Source organism: Mesorhizobium sp. M3A.F.Ca.ET.175.01.1.1 (assembly GCF_004791945.1).
Taxonomy (GTDB): Bacteria; Pseudomonadota; Alphaproteobacteria; order Rhizobiales; family Rhizobiaceae; genus Mesorhizobium.
Genome location: NZ_SRTP01000008.1, coordinates 198,139 through 212,825, shown reverse-complemented (window position 1 = coordinate 212,825; position 14,687 = coordinate 198,139). Strand labels below are relative to the sequence as shown.

Below are 14,687 nucleotides of genomic sequence, written 5' to 3'. Positions count from 1 at the left end.
CAAAAGAGAAGGAACCAACTGATGAACTTCAAGAACATCCTGCTGGGAGCAATGGCTCTGTCGATGGTCAGCGGTGTTGCACTTGCCGGCGCACTCGACGAGCCGGACAACATGGCGCCGTTCTTCACCGACTCCAGCATGAAGACCATGAAGGCCGAGGCGGACTTCAAGGCAGCCTGGGCTTCGATGGCCAAGGACAAGCAGGATGCAATGATGAAGGAGTGCCAGGACGCGGCGATGAGCAAGCCCCACGCCGAGTTCTGCGCCAATCTGATGATGTATGCCGGTCACAAGTGATGCGGGAGATCGTGTCCTGACGGGCGCGGTTCGCTTCCTAGTTGCGAGCGAGAGATGGCGGGCTTCGACCCGCCATTTCCGTTTCACAGGGTCATCTCGGTAAAGGCCCATGGTTAATGCGGCCTTAACCTTCCCACCCATAGTCTTGTCTCCGAATCTGCCGGACTGCGCCATGCGCCCGGCCAGGCAACGACTTACGGGGAAGAGCATGCGTTCAGGCGCTTCAGCACCGCTCGCGCTGGCCGACACGGGGCATGGCATCCAGGCGTTCGCGCGGCGTCAGGTTGGGCGGCTGGTCGGCGCAGGCCTGTTCGTGTTCACCGCTTTTGGCGTTGCCAGCCTTGCCACGTGGAATGTCGCCGATCCGAGCTTCTCGCATGCGACGAACAACATCGTCACCAACGCCATGGGCTATGCGGGCGCGGTGTTCTCGGACCTTGCCATGCAGTTCTTCGGCCTGGCCGCCGTGGCCGGACTGGTGCCGGCGGTGGTCTGGGGCTTTCTCTTGTTCTCCGCCCGTGGGGTCGACAAGCTGCCGAAGCGCGGCTTTGCCTGGTTCGGTTTCGCGCTGCTTGCCGCGGCGATGACCGGATGCGTGACGCCGCCCAACACCTGGCCGCTGCCGACCGGCCTCGGCGGCGTTTTCGGCGACATGGTGCTGAAAATTCCCGGCATAGCCGTCGGCGGCTATCCGAGAGGCCTTTTCGCAAGCGTCATCGCGCTCATTCTGGCCGCGCCGGCGCTGTGGCTCTTTGCCTACGGCTCGGCGCTGATCGCGCGCAGGAACGGCTTTGCCGTCATGGAACGCGCCGCCGAGCCCGATCCGCGCGAGCGGGACAACCTGCTGTTCGAAGAGGATGAGGACGAAGGCGACGAGGGCATTCTGGCGCTTGGCGCCATCACCCATTGGTGGCTGTCGCTGCGCGCCTTCCTGCACCGGCGCGCCGCGCGTCGCAGGCGGGAGCGCGACGAGTTCGAGCCGCAGATGGAGCCGCGCGCCAGCGCCTGGCGGCGCGCTGCCGAGCGCGTCGAATCGGCCGAATTCGCCGAATCGCGGATGGGCCCGGGCCGCGCCCGCGTCGAGCCGGAATTCTTCGCCGCCATGGTCAACGACCGCAGCGCCTCGGTCGATCCGGTGGATGAGGATTTCGGCGAGGAGGATGAAGACGCCGACGTCGACGATTTCGACGACGAGGAGCCTGTCCAGCGCCGCGCGAATGTGCGGAATTTCCGCTCCGATGCGGCAACCCGCGTCGAGGCGCCGGCGCCGCGTCCGGTGCAGGGCGCGCGCGTGCAGCGCGAGGCGCAGACCTCGCTGATCGGCTCCGGCAGGTTCGAGATGCCGTCGCTGCATTTCCTGTCCGAGCCGAAGAACGTCGCGCGCGATCCGAGCCTGTCGAAGGACGCGCTGGAGCAGAACGCGCGCCTGCTGGAAGGCGTGCTTGAGGATTTCGGCGTCAAGGGCGAGATCATCCATGTCCGCCCGGGCCCGGTCGTCACCCTCTACGAACTGGAACCCGCGCCCGGCATCAAGTCCTCACGCGTCATCGGCCTTTCCGACGACATCGCCCGCTCGATGAGCGCGATCGCCTGCCGCGTCGCCGTCGTGCCCGGCCGCAACGCCATCGGCATCGAGTTGCCGAACGCCAAGCGCGAGACGGTCTACCTGCGCGAGATCATGGCCAGCCGCGACTTCGAGACGACCAAGGCGAAGCTCGCCCTGGCGCTCGGCAAGACGATCAATGGTGAAGCGGTGATCGTCGACATCGCCAAGATGCCGCACGTGCTGGTCGCCGGCACCACCGGCTCGGGCAAGTCCGTCGCCATCAACACCATGATCCTGTCGCTGCTCTACCGGCTGACGCCGCAGGAATGCCGGCTGATCATGATCGATCCGAAAATGCTCGAGCTGTCGGTGTATGACGGCATCCCGCATCTGCTGACACCGGTCGTCACCGATCCGAAGAAGGCGGTCGTGGCGCTGAAGTGGACCGTGCGCGAGATGGAGGACCGCTACCGCAAGATGTCCAAGGTCGGCGTGCGCAACATCGACGGTTTCAACGCGCGCGTCCAACTTGCCGAGAAGAAGGGCGAGAAGATCTCGCGCACGGTGCAGACCGGCTTCGACCGCCAGACCGGCGAGGCGATCTACGAGACGGAGGATCTCGATCTCGAGCCGATGCCCTATATCGTGGTCATCATCGACGAGATGGCCGACCTGATGATGGTCGCCGGCAAGGACATCGAAGGCGCCGTCCAGCGCCTGGCGCAGATGGCGCGCGCCGCCGGCATCCATGTCATCATGGCGACCCAGCGTCCTTCGGTCGACGTCATCACCGGCACCATCAAGGCCAACTTCCCGACCCGCATCTCCTTCCAGGTGACGTCGAAGATCGACAGCCGCACCATTCTGGGCGAGCAGGGCGCCGAACAGCTGCTCGGTATGGGCGACATGCTCTACATGGCCGGCGGCGGCCGTATCCAGCGCGTCCACGGTCCATTCGTTTCCGACGACGAGGTCGAGAAGATCGTCGCGCATCTGAAGCTGCAGGGCGTGCCCGAATATCTCGACGCCATCACCGAGGACGACGAGGAAGAGGAGGAAGAAGGCTCCTCCGGCAGAGGCTCGGGCGGCGGTGGCGGCGGCAATTTCGAGGATTCCGACGATCCCTACGACCAGGCCGTGGCCGTGGTGCTGCGCGACGGCAAGGCCTCGACCAGCTATATCCAGCGAAGGCTCGGTATCGGCTACAACCGCGCCGCCTCGATCATCGAGAAGATGGAGAAGGAAGGCATTGTCGGTCCGGCCAACCACGCCGGCAAACGCGAGATATTGGTGCCGACGGAAGACGACAAGTTCTAGGCATGCCGATATTCAGGTGATGCCGGCCTGACCTCAAGCTCAACACACCCGGCTCCGTCGATCGGCAACCTTGAACCTTCTGGCGCGTTCATGCGACGGAGCGCCGTCGGACCCGCCAAACTTAGGCCCAACTGGGGGTCCAGAGACGCAGACCAGGACGAAACACAGAAAGTGACCGGCATGAAGACCCAGAGAGAATTCGCCCCGACCCGCCGCCAGGTGCTTGGCCTCGGTCTTGTGCTTGCGGGGACGGCAGCCATCAATGTGGTGCCGGGCTTCCAACTGCTGGCGTCGGCGCAGGCAGCGGTGCCGCCGACGGCGCAGAAGATCGCCGACCATTTCTCCTCGGTCAAATCGATGAGCGGCGAATTCGTGCAGTTCGGGCCGAAGGGCGAGCAGACCGGCGGCAAGTTCTTCCTGGAACGGCCGGGCAAGATCCGCTTCAACTATGACGGGTCGTCCAATTTCCGGGTGATCTCCGACGGCAAGTCGGTGGTGATCCTCAACAAGAAGCTTAATACCTCCGATCTCTATCCGCTGTCGAAGACGCCGCTCAAATTGCTGCTGGACGACCGGATCGATCTCTCCGGCGGGCGGGTGAAGAGCGTCAAGGAGGAGGACGACCTCACCACCATCCAGCTCTCCGACAAGTCCGTCTTCGGCAATGCCAAGATCACCATGATGTTCGATCCGAAGAGCTATGAGCTGCGCCAGTGGACGATCACGGACGCGCAGGGCAAGGACACGACGGTGATGATCTTCAACGTCAAGGAAGGCGTGAGCATCCCGCCCGACATGTTTGCCATCGACTACACGGCGAACCGCGAGCTGAATACGAAGACGCGGTAAGCTTACGTCGCTGTCGGAGGTTTTCCCGCACGCTGGCGCCGCCCATCATCTGGCTACTGCCCTCGTCTCCCCGTGAACGGGGGAGAAATGCCCGGCAGGGCAATGAGGGGCGGCGCTGACCTCTGCTATTGTTGCAGTGCTTGTCTTTCCGGCGCGCGGCTGGCAGTAGTTCGGCGACTTACGCCGTCCCGGACCTCGCCGCATGCCTTTCACCATCGCCACCTGGAACATCAACTCGGTGCGGCTGCGCATGCCGATCGTCGAGCGGCTGTTGAAGGAGCACGCGCCGGACGTGCTCTGCCTGCAGGAAACCAAGGTCCCGGACGAGCTCTTTCCCGAGAAGGCGTTTCGCAAGGCTGGGTATGAGCACATCCTCTTCCACGGGCAGAAGGGATATCACGGCGTCGCTACCGTCGCGCGGCGCCCGATCGAGCTGGTCGAGAAGCGGCGCTTCTGCGAGATCGAGGACAGCCGGCATCTGTCGGTCAGAGTCCGAGCCGGAGGCAAGTCGATCCTGCTGCATAATTTCTACGTGCCGGCCGGCGGCGACGAGCCGGACCCGGAGATCAACCGGAAATTCCGGCACAAGCTCGATTTCGTCTACGAGATGAACGGCGTGCCCGCGAGCCAGGACGAGGCCTCCGCCTCGGTCCTGGTCGGCGACCTCAACATCGCGCCGCTGGAGCATGACGTCTGGTCGCACAAGCAGCTGCTCAACGTCGTCAGCCACACGCCAGTCGAGACGGAAAACTTCGAAGCGATGCGGCGGGCCGGCGGCTGGGTCGACCTGATGCGGCTAAACGTGCCGGCCGAGCAGAAGCTCTACACCTGGTGGAGCTACCGCGCCAAGGACTGGGAAGCTTCCGACCGCGGGCGGCGGCTCGACCATGTCTGGTCGTCGGCCAATCTGGTGCCGCGTTTTTGCGGCTATGAAATCCTGAAGGCGGCACGCGGGTGGGAGAAGCCGTCGGACCATGTGCCGGTTATCGCGAAGTTTGACTTGGAGTAGGGCGCAGCGGCGATGGCCGCTGCTTGAGCCGTCTTCGCCATCCTACTCCGAAAAGCGCGGGCCGAGCTGCTCGATCCGGGCGATCATCTCTTGGAACTCTTCCAGGATGCGCTCGTGCAGCTGCATAGCCAGCTCCGGATACTCCTCCAGGATGCGGCGGAACATCTTGCGGCTGAGCCGGATCACTTCCGCATCCGTCGCGGCCGAGGCGCTGGTCACGCGCCTGGTGTCGGCGATCAAAGCGAGTTCACTGAGCACGGCGCCCGGACCCGCCATGCCGATGGGCACGCGCTCGCCGCCCAACTCGCGATAGAGCGCGATCTCGCCGCTGACCACGATATAGGCGGAATCGGCGTCGTCATCCTCGAGATAGAGCTTGCGGTCGGCCTGCAGGAAGGTGTTTTCCGCGCCGAAGGCGAGCAGGCGCAGCTGTTCCTGCGTGAAGCCCTGAAAGAGCTTCACGGCGGACAGGATGCGGATGTCGTCATCCAGCGCCATCCTAGCTGTGTCCCCGAGCGGTCAGTCCAGTCCCTCCTTTGGAGCGCCGCGCCTTTGCGGGCGCGCACGCTCCAACAGTTTCGATCACGCACCGTATGATGCGCCCGGCGAGCCGATCCATCTCCCTCCAGCATCAGGATCGTACCCGAAGCGGTTCCGCCCCGACCGCTCTATCCGTTTGGTTCGACGCAATTCCGGCCGGAAAACCGCTTTCACACTTTTCCTGGAATTGCTCTAGATCATGAAATGTTTAAGGAACCAGCTTGTAGCCGCCGCTTTCTGTCACAAGAATTTCGGCATTGGAAGGATCACGCTCAATCTTCTGGCGTAGCCGGTAGACATGGGTTTCCAGCGTGTGCGTGGTGACGCCGGAATTATAGCCCCACACTTCCTCCAGCAGCACGTCGCGCGTCACCACTTTCTGGTCGGCGCGATAGAGGTATTTGATGATCGAAGCCTCCTTTTCGGTCAGCCGCACCTTGGCGCCGCGCGGGTCGATCAGCAGCTTCTGGCTGGGCTTGAACGTATAGGGGCCGACCGAGAAGGTGGCGTCCTCGCTCTGCTCGTGCTGGCGCAGCTGTGCGCGGATGCGCGCCAACAGCACCGCGAAGCGGAAAGGCTTGGTCACATAATCGTTGGCGCCAGCCTCCAGCCCGAGGATGGTGTCGGAGTCGGTGTCGTGTCCGGTCAGCATGATGATGGGCGCCTTGTAGCCACCCTTGCGCAAGATCTTCACCGCCTCGCGGCCGTCCATATCGGGCAAGCCGACATCCATAATGAGCAGGTCGACGAGGCCGCCGCGCGCCGCAGCGACGCCCTTGGCGGCGGTGGCTTCCTGCTGAACGTCGAATTCCTCATAGAGGGCCAGTTGCTCGACGAGCGTGGCTCGCAGGTCGTCGTCGTCGTCAACGATCAGAATGGTACGTGATGTCATGGATCAATCCGTTGTTTTAAAAAGAATAATCAGTTGACCTCCCCCCCATTTATGCGGAAGCTCACCGGCGCAACAGCCGATCACAGTGATTTGTTCCGTGACACGATCATACAAGAAAAAACGCGCGCGCAATGAGGCGGACGCATTTTTGCCAAAAGGCCTGCGCGTGCTGGTTGTGCGGGCGAGACCCGGCAACCCTAGTCAGGGCTTCCTGCAGGCGGGCAACATGATTTTTCCCTGCGCGCTCGGGCGCGGCGGCATATCGGCCAACAAGCATGAGGGCGACGGCGCGACGCCGTTGGCCGCGATGCGCATTCTTTCAGGCTATTTCCGGAATGACCAATTTCCCGGCGGGCGCCGAACGAGGCTGCCGATGGCGCCGATCGGACCGGATCTCGGCTGGTGCGAGGTGCCGGACGACCGCAACTACAATCGACCGGTAAAGATCCCCTACGGTGCAAGCCACGAGCGGATGCGGCGTGCCGACCGCCTCTATGATGTGTGCCTGGTGCTGGACTGGAACATCGCGCCGCGCCGGCGCGGGCGCGGCAGTGCGATCTTCTTCCACCTGGCGCGTCCCGGCTTCACGCCGACGCAAGGTTGCGTGGGCGTGACGGCACGCACCATGGCAAGGCTGTTGCCATTGTTGTCGGACCGGACGGTGGTGAAGGTGGTGAGGTAGGGGAATAGGGGAATAGGGGAATAGGGGAATAGGGGAATAGGGGAATAGGGGAATAGGGGAATAGGGGAATAGGGGAATAGGGGAATAGGGGAATAGGGGAATAGGGGGCGTGTTCATCTGCTGCCACATCCCTACTCCCCTACTCCCTTACTTCCTCCCCGGCTTCTGCCAACCGGTATCCAGCAATCCGATGCGACCGAGGTCGCGGTTCACCGCCTTCGCGACGTCCTGGCGCTCGACGCCGATGTCATGCAGCAGGCTCTCCGAGAGATCTTCGATGGATTCGGGACGACGCCCGGCGGCAACTCGCGCCTGACGCAGCCAATCAATCGTGGCGCGCAGCCACGCTGCGATGCCAGAGCGGGTTTTCAGGGCGGCGCGGGACTTCAGAACGAGGTCGGTCATGGCTTTATCCATATTCTCCGGGCGTCAAATCCGGTTTGATAGTGTTTCGATGCCGCAATCATGCGGGATTGAAAAACAAACGGGAAACGAGTAGTTCTTTTCTGATCATCAAGTTTTATTTGGAGATCGGATGTCTCGCCTGCTGCCCGGAACGCGAGCGCTGCGGACCTTCGAGGCAGCAGCTCGGCATCTCAATTTCACCCGCGCCGCCGACGAGCTCGGCCTGACCCCGGCGGCGGTCAGCCACCAGATCAAGGAGATTGAGGAGCAGCTCGAACTGGTGCTGTTCACGCGCACCAGCCGCACCATCCGGCTGACGGAGGCGGGCAATGTGCTTCACGAGGCGTCGATCGATGCGCTCGACCTGCTCAACCGCGCCGTCAGCCGCGCGCGCAAGATGACGCGGGGCACCTCGCTGCTGAAAGTGACGCTCGACGCACAGTTCGCGACAAAGTGGCTGATGCGGCGCGTCGACGATTTTCGCCGGCACAAGCCGAGCGTCGAGCTGCGCTTCGACATCACTTACGACATCAGGGACTTCGAGCGCGACGATGTCGATGCCGGCATTCGCTTTGGAGCCGGCAAGTATCCGGGGCTGTGCGCGCACCGGCTGTTCGATAACATCATCATTCCGGTGTGCAGCCCGGCGCTGCTTGCGTCAGGCCCGCCGCTCAAGGAGCCGCGCGATCTCTTCCACCATACGCTTGCGCATATCGAATGGTCGCAACAGGGCGTGACATGGCCGAACTGGCAGATGTGGATGCACGCGGCCGGGGTCGATGATTTCGACGACAGCCGAATCCTCGTCTTCAGATCGTCGACCGACGCCGCCCAGGCGGCGCTCGAAGGCAATGCCGTCGCCTTGGCCGACTTCGCGATGGTGGCCAACGACCTTTCCCAAGGCAGGCTGATCAGGCCTTTCGAGCTCGGCATCAAGGTGGCGCCGGAGTTCGCCTATTTCCTGGTTTACCCGCAAGAAGCCAAGGACGATGCGCGTATCGTCGCCTTCCGCGAATGGCTTCTGGACGAGGTGGCGAAAGAAGCGGACGTCGCGTAGCGATGCTCAACGGCCGCGCAGTCTCGCGACACAGCTTCAGCCTGTCGGGGCTGCCGGCGCGCCGAACCAGCCGATCACCACCCCGATGATCAGCAAGACGCCGAGCCAATGGCCGGCGTCGATCAGCGTCAGGTCCCAGCCGAAGCCCTGATAGCGGTGATTGACCGAAAGCGTGGTGGCGACGAAGCCCAGCCACAGGAGGAACCGAAGATCACTCCGGCAACCGGGTTGGGCTCGCCGCCGGTGATGGCGCCGATCACCAGCGTCATGATCAAGGCCATGATCAACTCGGCGATGAAGCTTATGATGAACGGAGCGAACGAGCGCCTCATGGCGGCCGGATCGAGCTTCGCCGCTTTCAGCCACGGCTTGCTCAAACCCATGTACCAGGCGGCGCCGAACAGCCATGCTGCGACGGCGGCGACGATCACCGCCAGCCAGTTCACGGTTGAAAAATCCATGGTCCCCTCCGAACGCATGTCGCTCAAAGCTGGATTGCGGAGACAACGATGCGTGATATCGACTCGGCAGAGGGAATCCCTGTTCGCCGGCGGCGTCAAGCGGGAACGGCCGAACCCCATCGCCAGACGGTGGTGCGCTTGACTTCCGCGTCCTCCAGCACGCGCGTCACCGGCACCTGATAGACGGCAAGCGACTGCAATCCTGTCCTCGGCAGATAGGCGCGGCCGGGATCGCCGATGAGGATGTCGGCACCGCGCGCGGCCAAGCTCGCGAACCACGGCGTCAGCCGATCGGCGAAGGCCTTGTCGTAGAAGACGTCGCCGGCAAGTACGACATCCCAGTCGTCGTCCGCGCCGACGCAGTCGACGCCCAGGAATTTTGCCTCCAGTCCGTTGGCTTCGAGATTGATGGCAATCGCCGTCTCGCAGAAAGGATCGATATCGGCCGCGATGACTTGCCGCGCGCCGGCCTTCAGCGCAGCGATGGCGACCAGGCCTGAGCCGGAGGCGAAATCAAGCACGCGCTTGCCGCGGACTGTTGCCGGATGGTCGAGGACATAGCGGGCAAGGCCCTGGCCGCCGGCCCAGGCGAAGGCCCAGAAGGGCGGCGGCAGGCCGATCTCGGCCAGTTCCTCCTCAGTGCGCAGCCATAGATCATGCGCCTCATCAGCCAGGTTCAGCAGCACTTCCGGCACATGCGGCGGCGCCAGCAGCGCCGTGTTGTCGAGGATGAATTTCTTCGCGGTCTTGGGCGTGAGCCTCTTCACGGGGCCGGGTTGAGATCAGCCATGCGGCAGACCTCTTTCCATTCGTCCGGCGTCACCGGCTGCACGGAGAGCCGCCCAAGCCGGACCAGCGCCATCTCGGCAAGCTTCGGATTGGCCTTGACCTGTTCCAGCGTCACCGGCTTCGGCACGTCCTTGAAAGCGCGGATATCGACGCATTCCCAGCGCGGGTCGTCGGTCGTGCTGTCGGGATGCGCAAGCGCGCAGACCTCGGCGATGCCGACGATGTTGAGCCCCTCGTTGGAGTGATAGAAGAAGCCGAGATCGCCGATCTGCATGGCCTTCATGTTGTTGCGCGCGGCATAGTTGCGCACGCCGTCCCACTGCGTGCCGGCCTTGCCCTTGGCTTTCAGGGCCTCGAAGGAAAAGACCGAGGGTTCGGACTTGAACAGCCAGTAGTTCATCCCACTTTATCCCGTTGCCATTGCCGGATCGTCACGCACAGCGTTGCATCGTCTTATCCTTACCCTCGCGTCGTCCCTACGGGGAGACGGGCTTCTGGAAGACCCAGTTCCAGGCACGGATTTCGACGCTTTCGAAGAGGCCGGCCTTGGCATAGGGATCGGCGGCGGCCAAGGCTTGCGCGCCGGCCATGTCCGGGGCCTCGATCATCACAAGGCTGCCGTCGGGCTTGCCGTCGGCGTCGAGGAAAGGGCCGGCAAAGGCAAGCCTGCCTTCGCTGATCAGACCCTCCAGGAAGGCCGCGTGCGCCGGTCGCGTGTCGATACGCAGCTGCAGGCTGCCTGGCTTATCCTTGCAAATCAACGCAAACAGCATGTCTTCAAGCTCCGCTTGTTCAGATGTCGGTTTCGGTTTTGAGCGGTCGCGTCATCAGCGCGGTGACGGCCTGGTCGATGGTCACTTTGCCGTCGAGGATGGCGGCGACGGCGGAAATGATCGGAGCCTCGATCTGCCGCTCGGCGGCGATGCGGGCGGCGATGCCCGCCGTGGGCACGCCTTCGGCGAGCGGCAGGCCGGCAAGAGGCTTGCCCTGTCCGAGTGCCAGTCCATAGGCGAAGTTGCGCGATTGCGCCGAGGAGCAGGTGAGCAGCAGGTCGCCGAGACCGGAAAGGCCCATCAGCGTTTCCGCCTTCGCGCCGAAGGCGGCGCCGATGCGGCGCAGCTCGACGAAACCGCGTGTCACCATGGCGGCCTGGGCGCTGGCGCCGAGCCCGGCGCCGGTGACGGCGCCCGCTGCGATGGCGAAGACATTCTTCAGCGCGCCGCCGATCTCGACGCCAATCAGGTCTTCGCTGGAATAGCAGCGCAGGTTTTCGGCCGAAAAGCGCACGGCAAGCTGCGCCGCCAATTCTGCCTGGCGGGCGGCAACCACCACGGCCGTCGGCAGGCCGCGTGCGACGTCACTGGCAAAGCTCGGACCGGACAGCGCTGCGACGGGGTTCCCGGGCAGGCTCTCCTCGACGATCGCCGACAGCAGCGCGCCGGTGGCGCGTTCGATGCCCTTGGCGCAGAGCACCAGCGGCGCGCCTCCAGGAACGTGATCGCGTGCAGCGGCCAGCACCGCGCGCAGCGATTGCGCCGGGGTCACCGCCAGCACGCAATTGGCATTGTCCAGCGCGGTGGCAAGATCGGTCGTCGCGGCGATGCCGGGGTCGATCACGATGCCGGGCAGATAGCGCGGGTTCTCGCCGCGCCGAATCGCGGCGACGGTTTCCGCGTCGCGGGCGTAGAGCCGCACGTCATGGCCGGCGCGCAGCATGGCGAGCGCCAGCGCCGTGCCCCAGGCGCCGCCGCCCAGCACCGCAACGCGCCAGCCGCTGGCTTGCCTGTTGCCGCTCGTGGCCTTCTTGCTCATGCCTTGGCACCACGCCGGCCCGAGCCGACCAAAGGAGTTGAAATGCTGTCCAGCGGCCAGCGCGAGCGCGGCACGAAGTCGGCGGCATTGTCGCCGGCCATCCCGGCGCGCAGCCGCTCGATGCCGGCCCAGGCGATCATCGCCGCATTGTCAGTGCAGAGTTTTTGCGGTGGTGCGACAAAGGCGAAGCCGGCTTCCGAACAGAGCGTCTCCAGCGTCGCCTTGATCGTGCGGTTGGCGGCGACGCCGCCGGCGACGACCAGGGCCGGATTCTGCAAACCGGGAAATTCCTGGCCGAAGCGAGCAAGCGCCCGTGCGACACGATCGCCCAGCGCGTCCGCCACCGCCGCCTGGAAGGAGGCGCAGATGTCGGCGACATCCTGGTCGCTGAGCGGCGCGATCGCAGTTGCTGCCTGGCGCACGGCGGTCTTCAGCCCGGAGAAAGAGAAGTCCGGCTGCGCCGAGCCTTTCATCGGGCGTGGAAAGGCAAAGCGGCTGGCGTCGCCGGTGGCGGCCGTCTTCTCGACATTAGGCCCGCCTGGATAAGGCAGGCCGAGCATCTTGGCGGTCTTGTCGAATGCTTCGCCGAGCGCATCGTCGATGGTCGTCGCCCAACGCTGGTAGTCGCCGACGCCGCGCACCGCGACGATCTGGGTATGGCCGCCGGAGACGAGCAGCAGCAGGTAGGGGAACTCGAGCCCGTCGGTCAGTCGCGCTGTCAGCGCGTGGCCCTCCAGGTGATTGATGGCGATCAGCGGCTTGTTGGCGGCGGCGGCGATCGCCTTTGCCGTCATCAAGCCGACGATCAGCCCGCCGACGAGACCCGGCCCGGCGGTGGCGGCAATCGCATCGACCTCGTCGAGCGACACGGCCGAATCGGCAAGAGCTGCCTCGACGATGCCGTCCAGCGCCTCGACATGGGCACGCGCCGCGATTTCCGGCACGACGCCGCCGAAGGCGGCATGTTCCTCGATCTGGCTCAGCACGATGTTGGACAGAATTTCGGGCGCGGAGCCGCTGTCGAGCGCCACCACGCTGGCCGCCGTCTCGTCGCAACTCGTCTCAATGCCCAGAACGCGGATCAATTCGTCGCTGTCCTCGAAGATTGTGTCGCCGGAGGTCTATCGATATTCAGGTGATGCCGGCCTGCAAATGGCGGGTTCCTGGGCTTCCGGTGCTCACGTACTTCACGTACGCTCCGCTCCTGTTCCCAGAACCCTGCATTTTCGACCCGGCCTGACCTGAATCTCGGCAGACCTCAGTTTGCCGGGGGTTATCACGGACTGCGCGCCATGCAAACAACCTTGAAAATCGGAACCCGCGGCAGCCCGTTGGCGCTGGCCCAGGCGCATGAGACGCGAGCGCGGCTGATGGAGGCGCACGGCCTTCCGGAGCAGGCCTTCGAAGTGGTGGTCATATCGACGAGCGGCGACCGCATCCAGGACCGGCCGCTGTCGGAAGCCGGCGGCAAGGGGCTGTTCACCAAGGAGATCGAGGAGGCGCTGCTCGACCGCCGCATCGACATCGCCGTGCATTCGTCCAAGGACATGCCGACCGTGCTCCCCGAAGGGCTGGAGCTCTCCGCCTTCCTGCCGCGCGAGGATGCGCGCGACGCCTTCATCGGCAAGGCGGCGCAGCGGATCGCCGACCTGCCGCATGGCGCCAGGGTCGGCTCGTCCTCACTGAGGCGCCAGGCGCTCATCCGGCGCATGCGGCCCGATCTCGAGGTGGTGATGTTCCGCGGCAATGTGCAGACCAGATTGCGAAAGCTCGACGAAGGCGTCGCCGACGGCACCATCCTCGCCTATGCCGGGCTGAAGCGGCTCGGGCTCGACAATGTCATCACCGATCTGATGTCGCTGGAGGCATTTCCGCCGGCGCCGGGGCAGGGCGCGATCGGTATCGAAAGCCGGATCGGTGACAGCGCGGTGGATAGAATGCTGGCGGCTATACGCCATGCGCCGACCGGGCAGGCGCTGGCCTGCGAGCGTGCCTTCCTTGCCGCGCTCGACGGCTCCTGCCGCACGCCGATCGCCGGCCATGCCACCGTCTCGGGGGAAATGCTGACCTTCGCCGGGCTGATCATCTCGCCCGACGGCAGGGAATCGCATGATGTCAGGCTGGACGGCCAGGCGACGGCTGCGGCGGAAATTGGAGCGGAGGCCGCGCGGACAGTGCGCGCCAGGGCGGGCGCCAAATTCTTCGACGGCTGGGCCTGAGCATGGTCGGCGTCCTGGTGACGAGGCCGGAACCGGGCGCCTCGCGCACGGCGCGGCGGCTGGAAGCACAGGGATTTCAGCCGGTCCTGCTGCCTTTGACCACAACCAGGGCATTGCCGGTCGAGGCTGACGTCGTGCGCGGCGCCGCAGCGGTTGCCGTCACCAGCGCCAATGCGGTTCGCCACGCCCCGAAGGAACTGATCGCGGCGCTCGCAGCCCTGCCTTGCCATGCGGTCGGGAAAAGAACGGCCGAAGCCTGCCGGACGGCGGGATTTTCGTCTGTCAGCGAAGCGGCGGGCGACGCCGAGGCGCTGGCCGCCGCTATCGGCAGCGATCTTGCCGGCAAGGCGATCGTCTATCTGTGCGGCCGTGTTCGGTTTCCGGTCTTCGAGGAGCGGCTCGCCGCTGCCGGCGTGCAGGTCCATGCCATGGAGACGTATGACACGGCGCAATTGAGTTATACCGACGAAGAGATACAGGCGCGTCTTTCGGGCTGGTCGCCCGATATGGTGCTGCTCTATTCGGCAAATGCGGCTGCGGCATTGAGCCGTCTGGCGCGCCGGCCCGCTTTGCGCGGGGTTTTTGAAAAGGCAGCGTTTTTCGCGCTGTCCGCGCGCGTTGGCGGAGCATTGGACGGGATCGCCGAGGGCAGAATCCATATCGCGCCGCAGCCCGACGAGGACGCGCTGCTCAGGCTTTTGTCGCTTTCGCGCTAGGCCGCGTCATCACACCGCCCCTTTTCACCGCTGGGTGATGTGCTAGAGCATCCTTGAGCTCTAGATCCTTTGAACCATCCTCAAGCCAATTCGCGG

At 64.6% G+C, this 14,687-nt stretch carries 16 protein-coding genes and 1 pseudogene; 8 read left to right on the top strand and 9 right to left on the bottom strand.

Annotated elements, in window-relative coordinates:
- Positions 1–21 precede the first annotated feature (21 nt).
- The 4 genes from EN818_RS19685 (at position 22) to EN818_RS19670 (ending at position 5,018) form a co-directional block, all read left to right on the top strand.
- The gene (locus EN818_RS19685; protein ID WP_095804848.1) at positions 22–297 is read left to right on the top strand and encodes a hypothetical protein; all 276 of its coding nucleotides are present in this window, start codon (positions 22–24) and stop codon (positions 295–297) included.
- A gap of 208 nt (positions 298–505) precedes the next feature.
- Positions 506–3,160 carry a DNA translocase FtsK gene (locus EN818_RS19680; protein WP_095804847.1) on the top strand — a complete coding sequence of 885 codons (2,655 nt, stop codon included), beginning with the start codon at positions 506–508 and terminating at the stop codon, positions 3,158–3,160.
- A gap of 180 nt (positions 3,161–3,340) precedes the next feature.
- On the top strand, positions 3,341–4,009 hold the full coding sequence (locus EN818_RS19675; protein WP_095804972.1) for an outer membrane lipoprotein carrier protein LolA: 669 nt from the start codon (positions 3,341–3,343) through the stop codon (positions 4,007–4,009).
- Positions 4,010–4,211: 202 nt separating this feature from the next.
- Positions 4,212–5,018: an exodeoxyribonuclease III gene (locus EN818_RS19670; RefSeq protein ID WP_095804846.1), complete on the top strand. Its 807-nt coding sequence runs from the start codon at positions 4,212–4,214 to the stop codon at positions 5,016–5,018.
- A 42-nt stretch (positions 5,019–5,060) separates the two neighbouring features.
- On the opposite strand, the gene EN818_RS19665 is transcribed toward EN818_RS19670, so the two are convergent.
- Positions 5,061–5,516 carry a cyclic nucleotide-binding domain-containing protein gene (locus EN818_RS19665; protein ID WP_095804845.1) on the bottom strand — a complete coding sequence of 152 codons (456 nt, stop codon included), beginning with the start codon at positions 5,514–5,516 and terminating at the stop codon, positions 5,061–5,063.
- 250 nt (positions 5,517–5,766) lie between these two features.
- A complete protein-coding gene (locus EN818_RS19660) occupies positions 5,767–6,450 on the bottom strand; it encodes a response regulator transcription factor (protein WP_095804844.1) in 684 nt (227 codons plus the stop codon).
- A gap of 85 nt (positions 6,451–6,535) precedes the next feature.
- Between EN818_RS19660 and EN818_RS19655 the strand changes: the two genes are divergently transcribed.
- Positions 6,536–7,132, top strand: coding sequence for a L,D-transpeptidase (locus EN818_RS19655; RefSeq protein WP_095804843.1), 597 nt, complete (start codon positions 6,536–6,538; stop codon positions 7,130–7,132).
- Positions 7,133–7,279: 147 nt separating this feature from the next.
- Here the strand turns inward: EN818_RS19655 and EN818_RS19645 are convergent, their stop codons facing one another.
- On the bottom strand, positions 7,280–7,537 hold the full coding sequence (locus EN818_RS19645) for a hypothetical protein (protein WP_095804842.1): 258 nt from the start codon (positions 7,535–7,537) through the stop codon (positions 7,280–7,282).
- Positions 7,538–7,667: 130 nt separating this feature from the next.
- On the opposite strand from EN818_RS19645, the gene gcvA reads away from it, so the two are divergent.
- Positions 7,668–8,594: a transcriptional regulator GcvA gene (gene gcvA, locus EN818_RS19640; protein WP_095804841.1), complete on the top strand. Its 927-nt coding sequence runs from the start codon at positions 7,668–7,670 to the stop codon at positions 8,592–8,594.
- A 36-nt stretch (positions 8,595–8,630) separates the two neighbouring features.
- Here the strand turns inward: gcvA and EN818_RS19635 are convergent.
- The 6 genes and pseudogenes from EN818_RS19635 to tsaD form a co-directional block, all read right to left on the bottom strand.
- A pseudogene (locus EN818_RS19635) lies at positions 8,631–9,055 on the bottom strand (DUF1761 domain-containing protein).
- 95 nt (positions 9,056–9,150) lie between these two features.
- Positions 9,151–9,822 (bottom strand): methyltransferase, encoded by a 672-nt coding sequence (locus EN818_RS19630; protein WP_095804839.1) that lies wholly within the window; start codon positions 9,820–9,822, stop codon positions 9,151–9,153.
- Entirely contained in the window at positions 9,819–10,244 is a 426-nt protein-coding gene (locus EN818_RS19625; RefSeq protein ID WP_095804838.1) for an EVE domain-containing protein, read from the bottom strand. The genes EN818_RS19630 and EN818_RS19625 overlap by 4 nt, the downstream gene beginning before the upstream one ends.
- 76 nt (positions 10,245–10,320) lie before the next feature.
- Positions 10,321–10,617, bottom strand: coding sequence for a YciI-like protein (locus EN818_RS19620; protein ID WP_095804837.1), 297 nt, complete (start codon positions 10,615–10,617; stop codon positions 10,321–10,323).
- Between the two features lie 19 nt (positions 10,618–10,636).
- The gene (locus EN818_RS19615) at positions 10,637–11,656 is read right to left on the bottom strand and encodes an NAD(P)H-dependent glycerol-3-phosphate dehydrogenase (RefSeq protein ID WP_095804836.1); all 1,020 of its coding nucleotides are present in this window, start codon (positions 11,654–11,656) and stop codon (positions 10,637–10,639) included.
- On the bottom strand, positions 11,653–12,738 hold the full coding sequence (gene tsaD, locus EN818_RS19610; RefSeq protein WP_176478333.1) for a tRNA (adenosine(37)-N6)-threonylcarbamoyltransferase complex transferase subunit TsaD: 1,086 nt from the start codon (positions 12,736–12,738) through the stop codon (positions 11,653–11,655). Before tsaD ends, EN818_RS19615 begins: the two co-directional genes overlap by 4 nt.
- A 210-nt stretch (positions 12,739–12,948) precedes the next feature.
- On the opposite strand from tsaD, the gene hemC reads away from it, so the two are divergent.
- On the top strand, positions 12,949–13,875 hold the full coding sequence (gene hemC, locus EN818_RS19605) for a hydroxymethylbilane synthase (protein ID WP_129553622.1): 927 nt from the start codon (positions 12,949–12,951) through the stop codon (positions 13,873–13,875).
- Positions 13,876–13,877: 2 nt separating this feature from the next.
- Positions 13,878–14,591: a uroporphyrinogen-III synthase gene (locus tag EN818_RS19600; RefSeq protein WP_095804833.1), complete on the top strand. Its 714-nt coding sequence runs from the start codon at positions 13,878–13,880 to the stop codon at positions 14,589–14,591.
- Positions 14,592–14,687: the final 96 nt, after the last annotated feature.

Excerpts from the sequence above, each read along its gene's own strand:
- EN818_RS19685 (WP_095804848.1), top strand. The coding sequence starts at position 22 with ATGAACTTCAAGAACATCCTGCTGGGAGCAATGGCTCTGTCGATGGTC.
- EN818_RS19680 (WP_095804847.1), top strand. The coding sequence starts at position 506 with ATGCGTTCAGGCGCTTCAGCACCGCTCGCGCTGGCCGACACGGGGCAT.
- EN818_RS19675 (WP_095804972.1), top strand. The coding sequence starts at position 3,341 with ATGAAGACCCAGAGAGAATTCGCCCCGACCCGCCGCCAGGTGCTTGGC.
- EN818_RS19670 (WP_095804846.1), top strand. The coding sequence starts at position 4,212 with ATGCCTTTCACCATCGCCACCTGGAACATCAACTCGGTGCGGCTGCGC.
- EN818_RS19665 (WP_095804845.1), bottom strand. The coding sequence starts at position 5,516 with ATGGCGCTGGATGACGACATCCGCATCCTGTCCGCCGTGAAGCTCTTT.
- EN818_RS19660 (WP_095804844.1), bottom strand. The coding sequence starts at position 6,450 with ATGACATCACGTACCATTCTGATCGTTGACGACGACGACGACCTGCGA.
- EN818_RS19645 (WP_095804842.1), bottom strand. The coding sequence starts at position 7,537 with ATGACCGACCTCGTTCTGAAGTCCCGCGCCGCCCTGAAAACCCGCTCT.
- gcvA (WP_095804841.1), top strand. The coding sequence starts at position 7,668 with ATGTCTCGCCTGCTGCCCGGAACGCGAGCGCTGCGGACCTTCGAGGCA.
- EN818_RS19625 (WP_095804838.1), bottom strand. The coding sequence starts at position 10,244 with ATGAACTACTGGCTGTTCAAGTCCGAACCCTCGGTCTTTTCCTTCGAG.
- EN818_RS19620 (WP_095804837.1), bottom strand. The coding sequence starts at position 10,617 with ATGCTGTTTGCGTTGATTTGCAAGGATAAGCCAGGCAGCCTGCAGCTG.
- EN818_RS19615 (WP_095804836.1), bottom strand. The coding sequence starts at position 11,656 with ATGAGCAAGAAGGCCACGAGCGGCAACAGGCAAGCCAGCGGCTGGCGC.
- hemC (WP_129553622.1), top strand. The coding sequence starts at position 12,949 with ATGCAAACAACCTTGAAAATCGGAACCCGCGGCAGCCCGTTGGCGCTG.
- EN818_RS19600 (WP_095804833.1), top strand. The coding sequence starts at position 13,878 with ATGGTCGGCGTCCTGGTGACGAGGCCGGAACCGGGCGCCTCGCGCACG.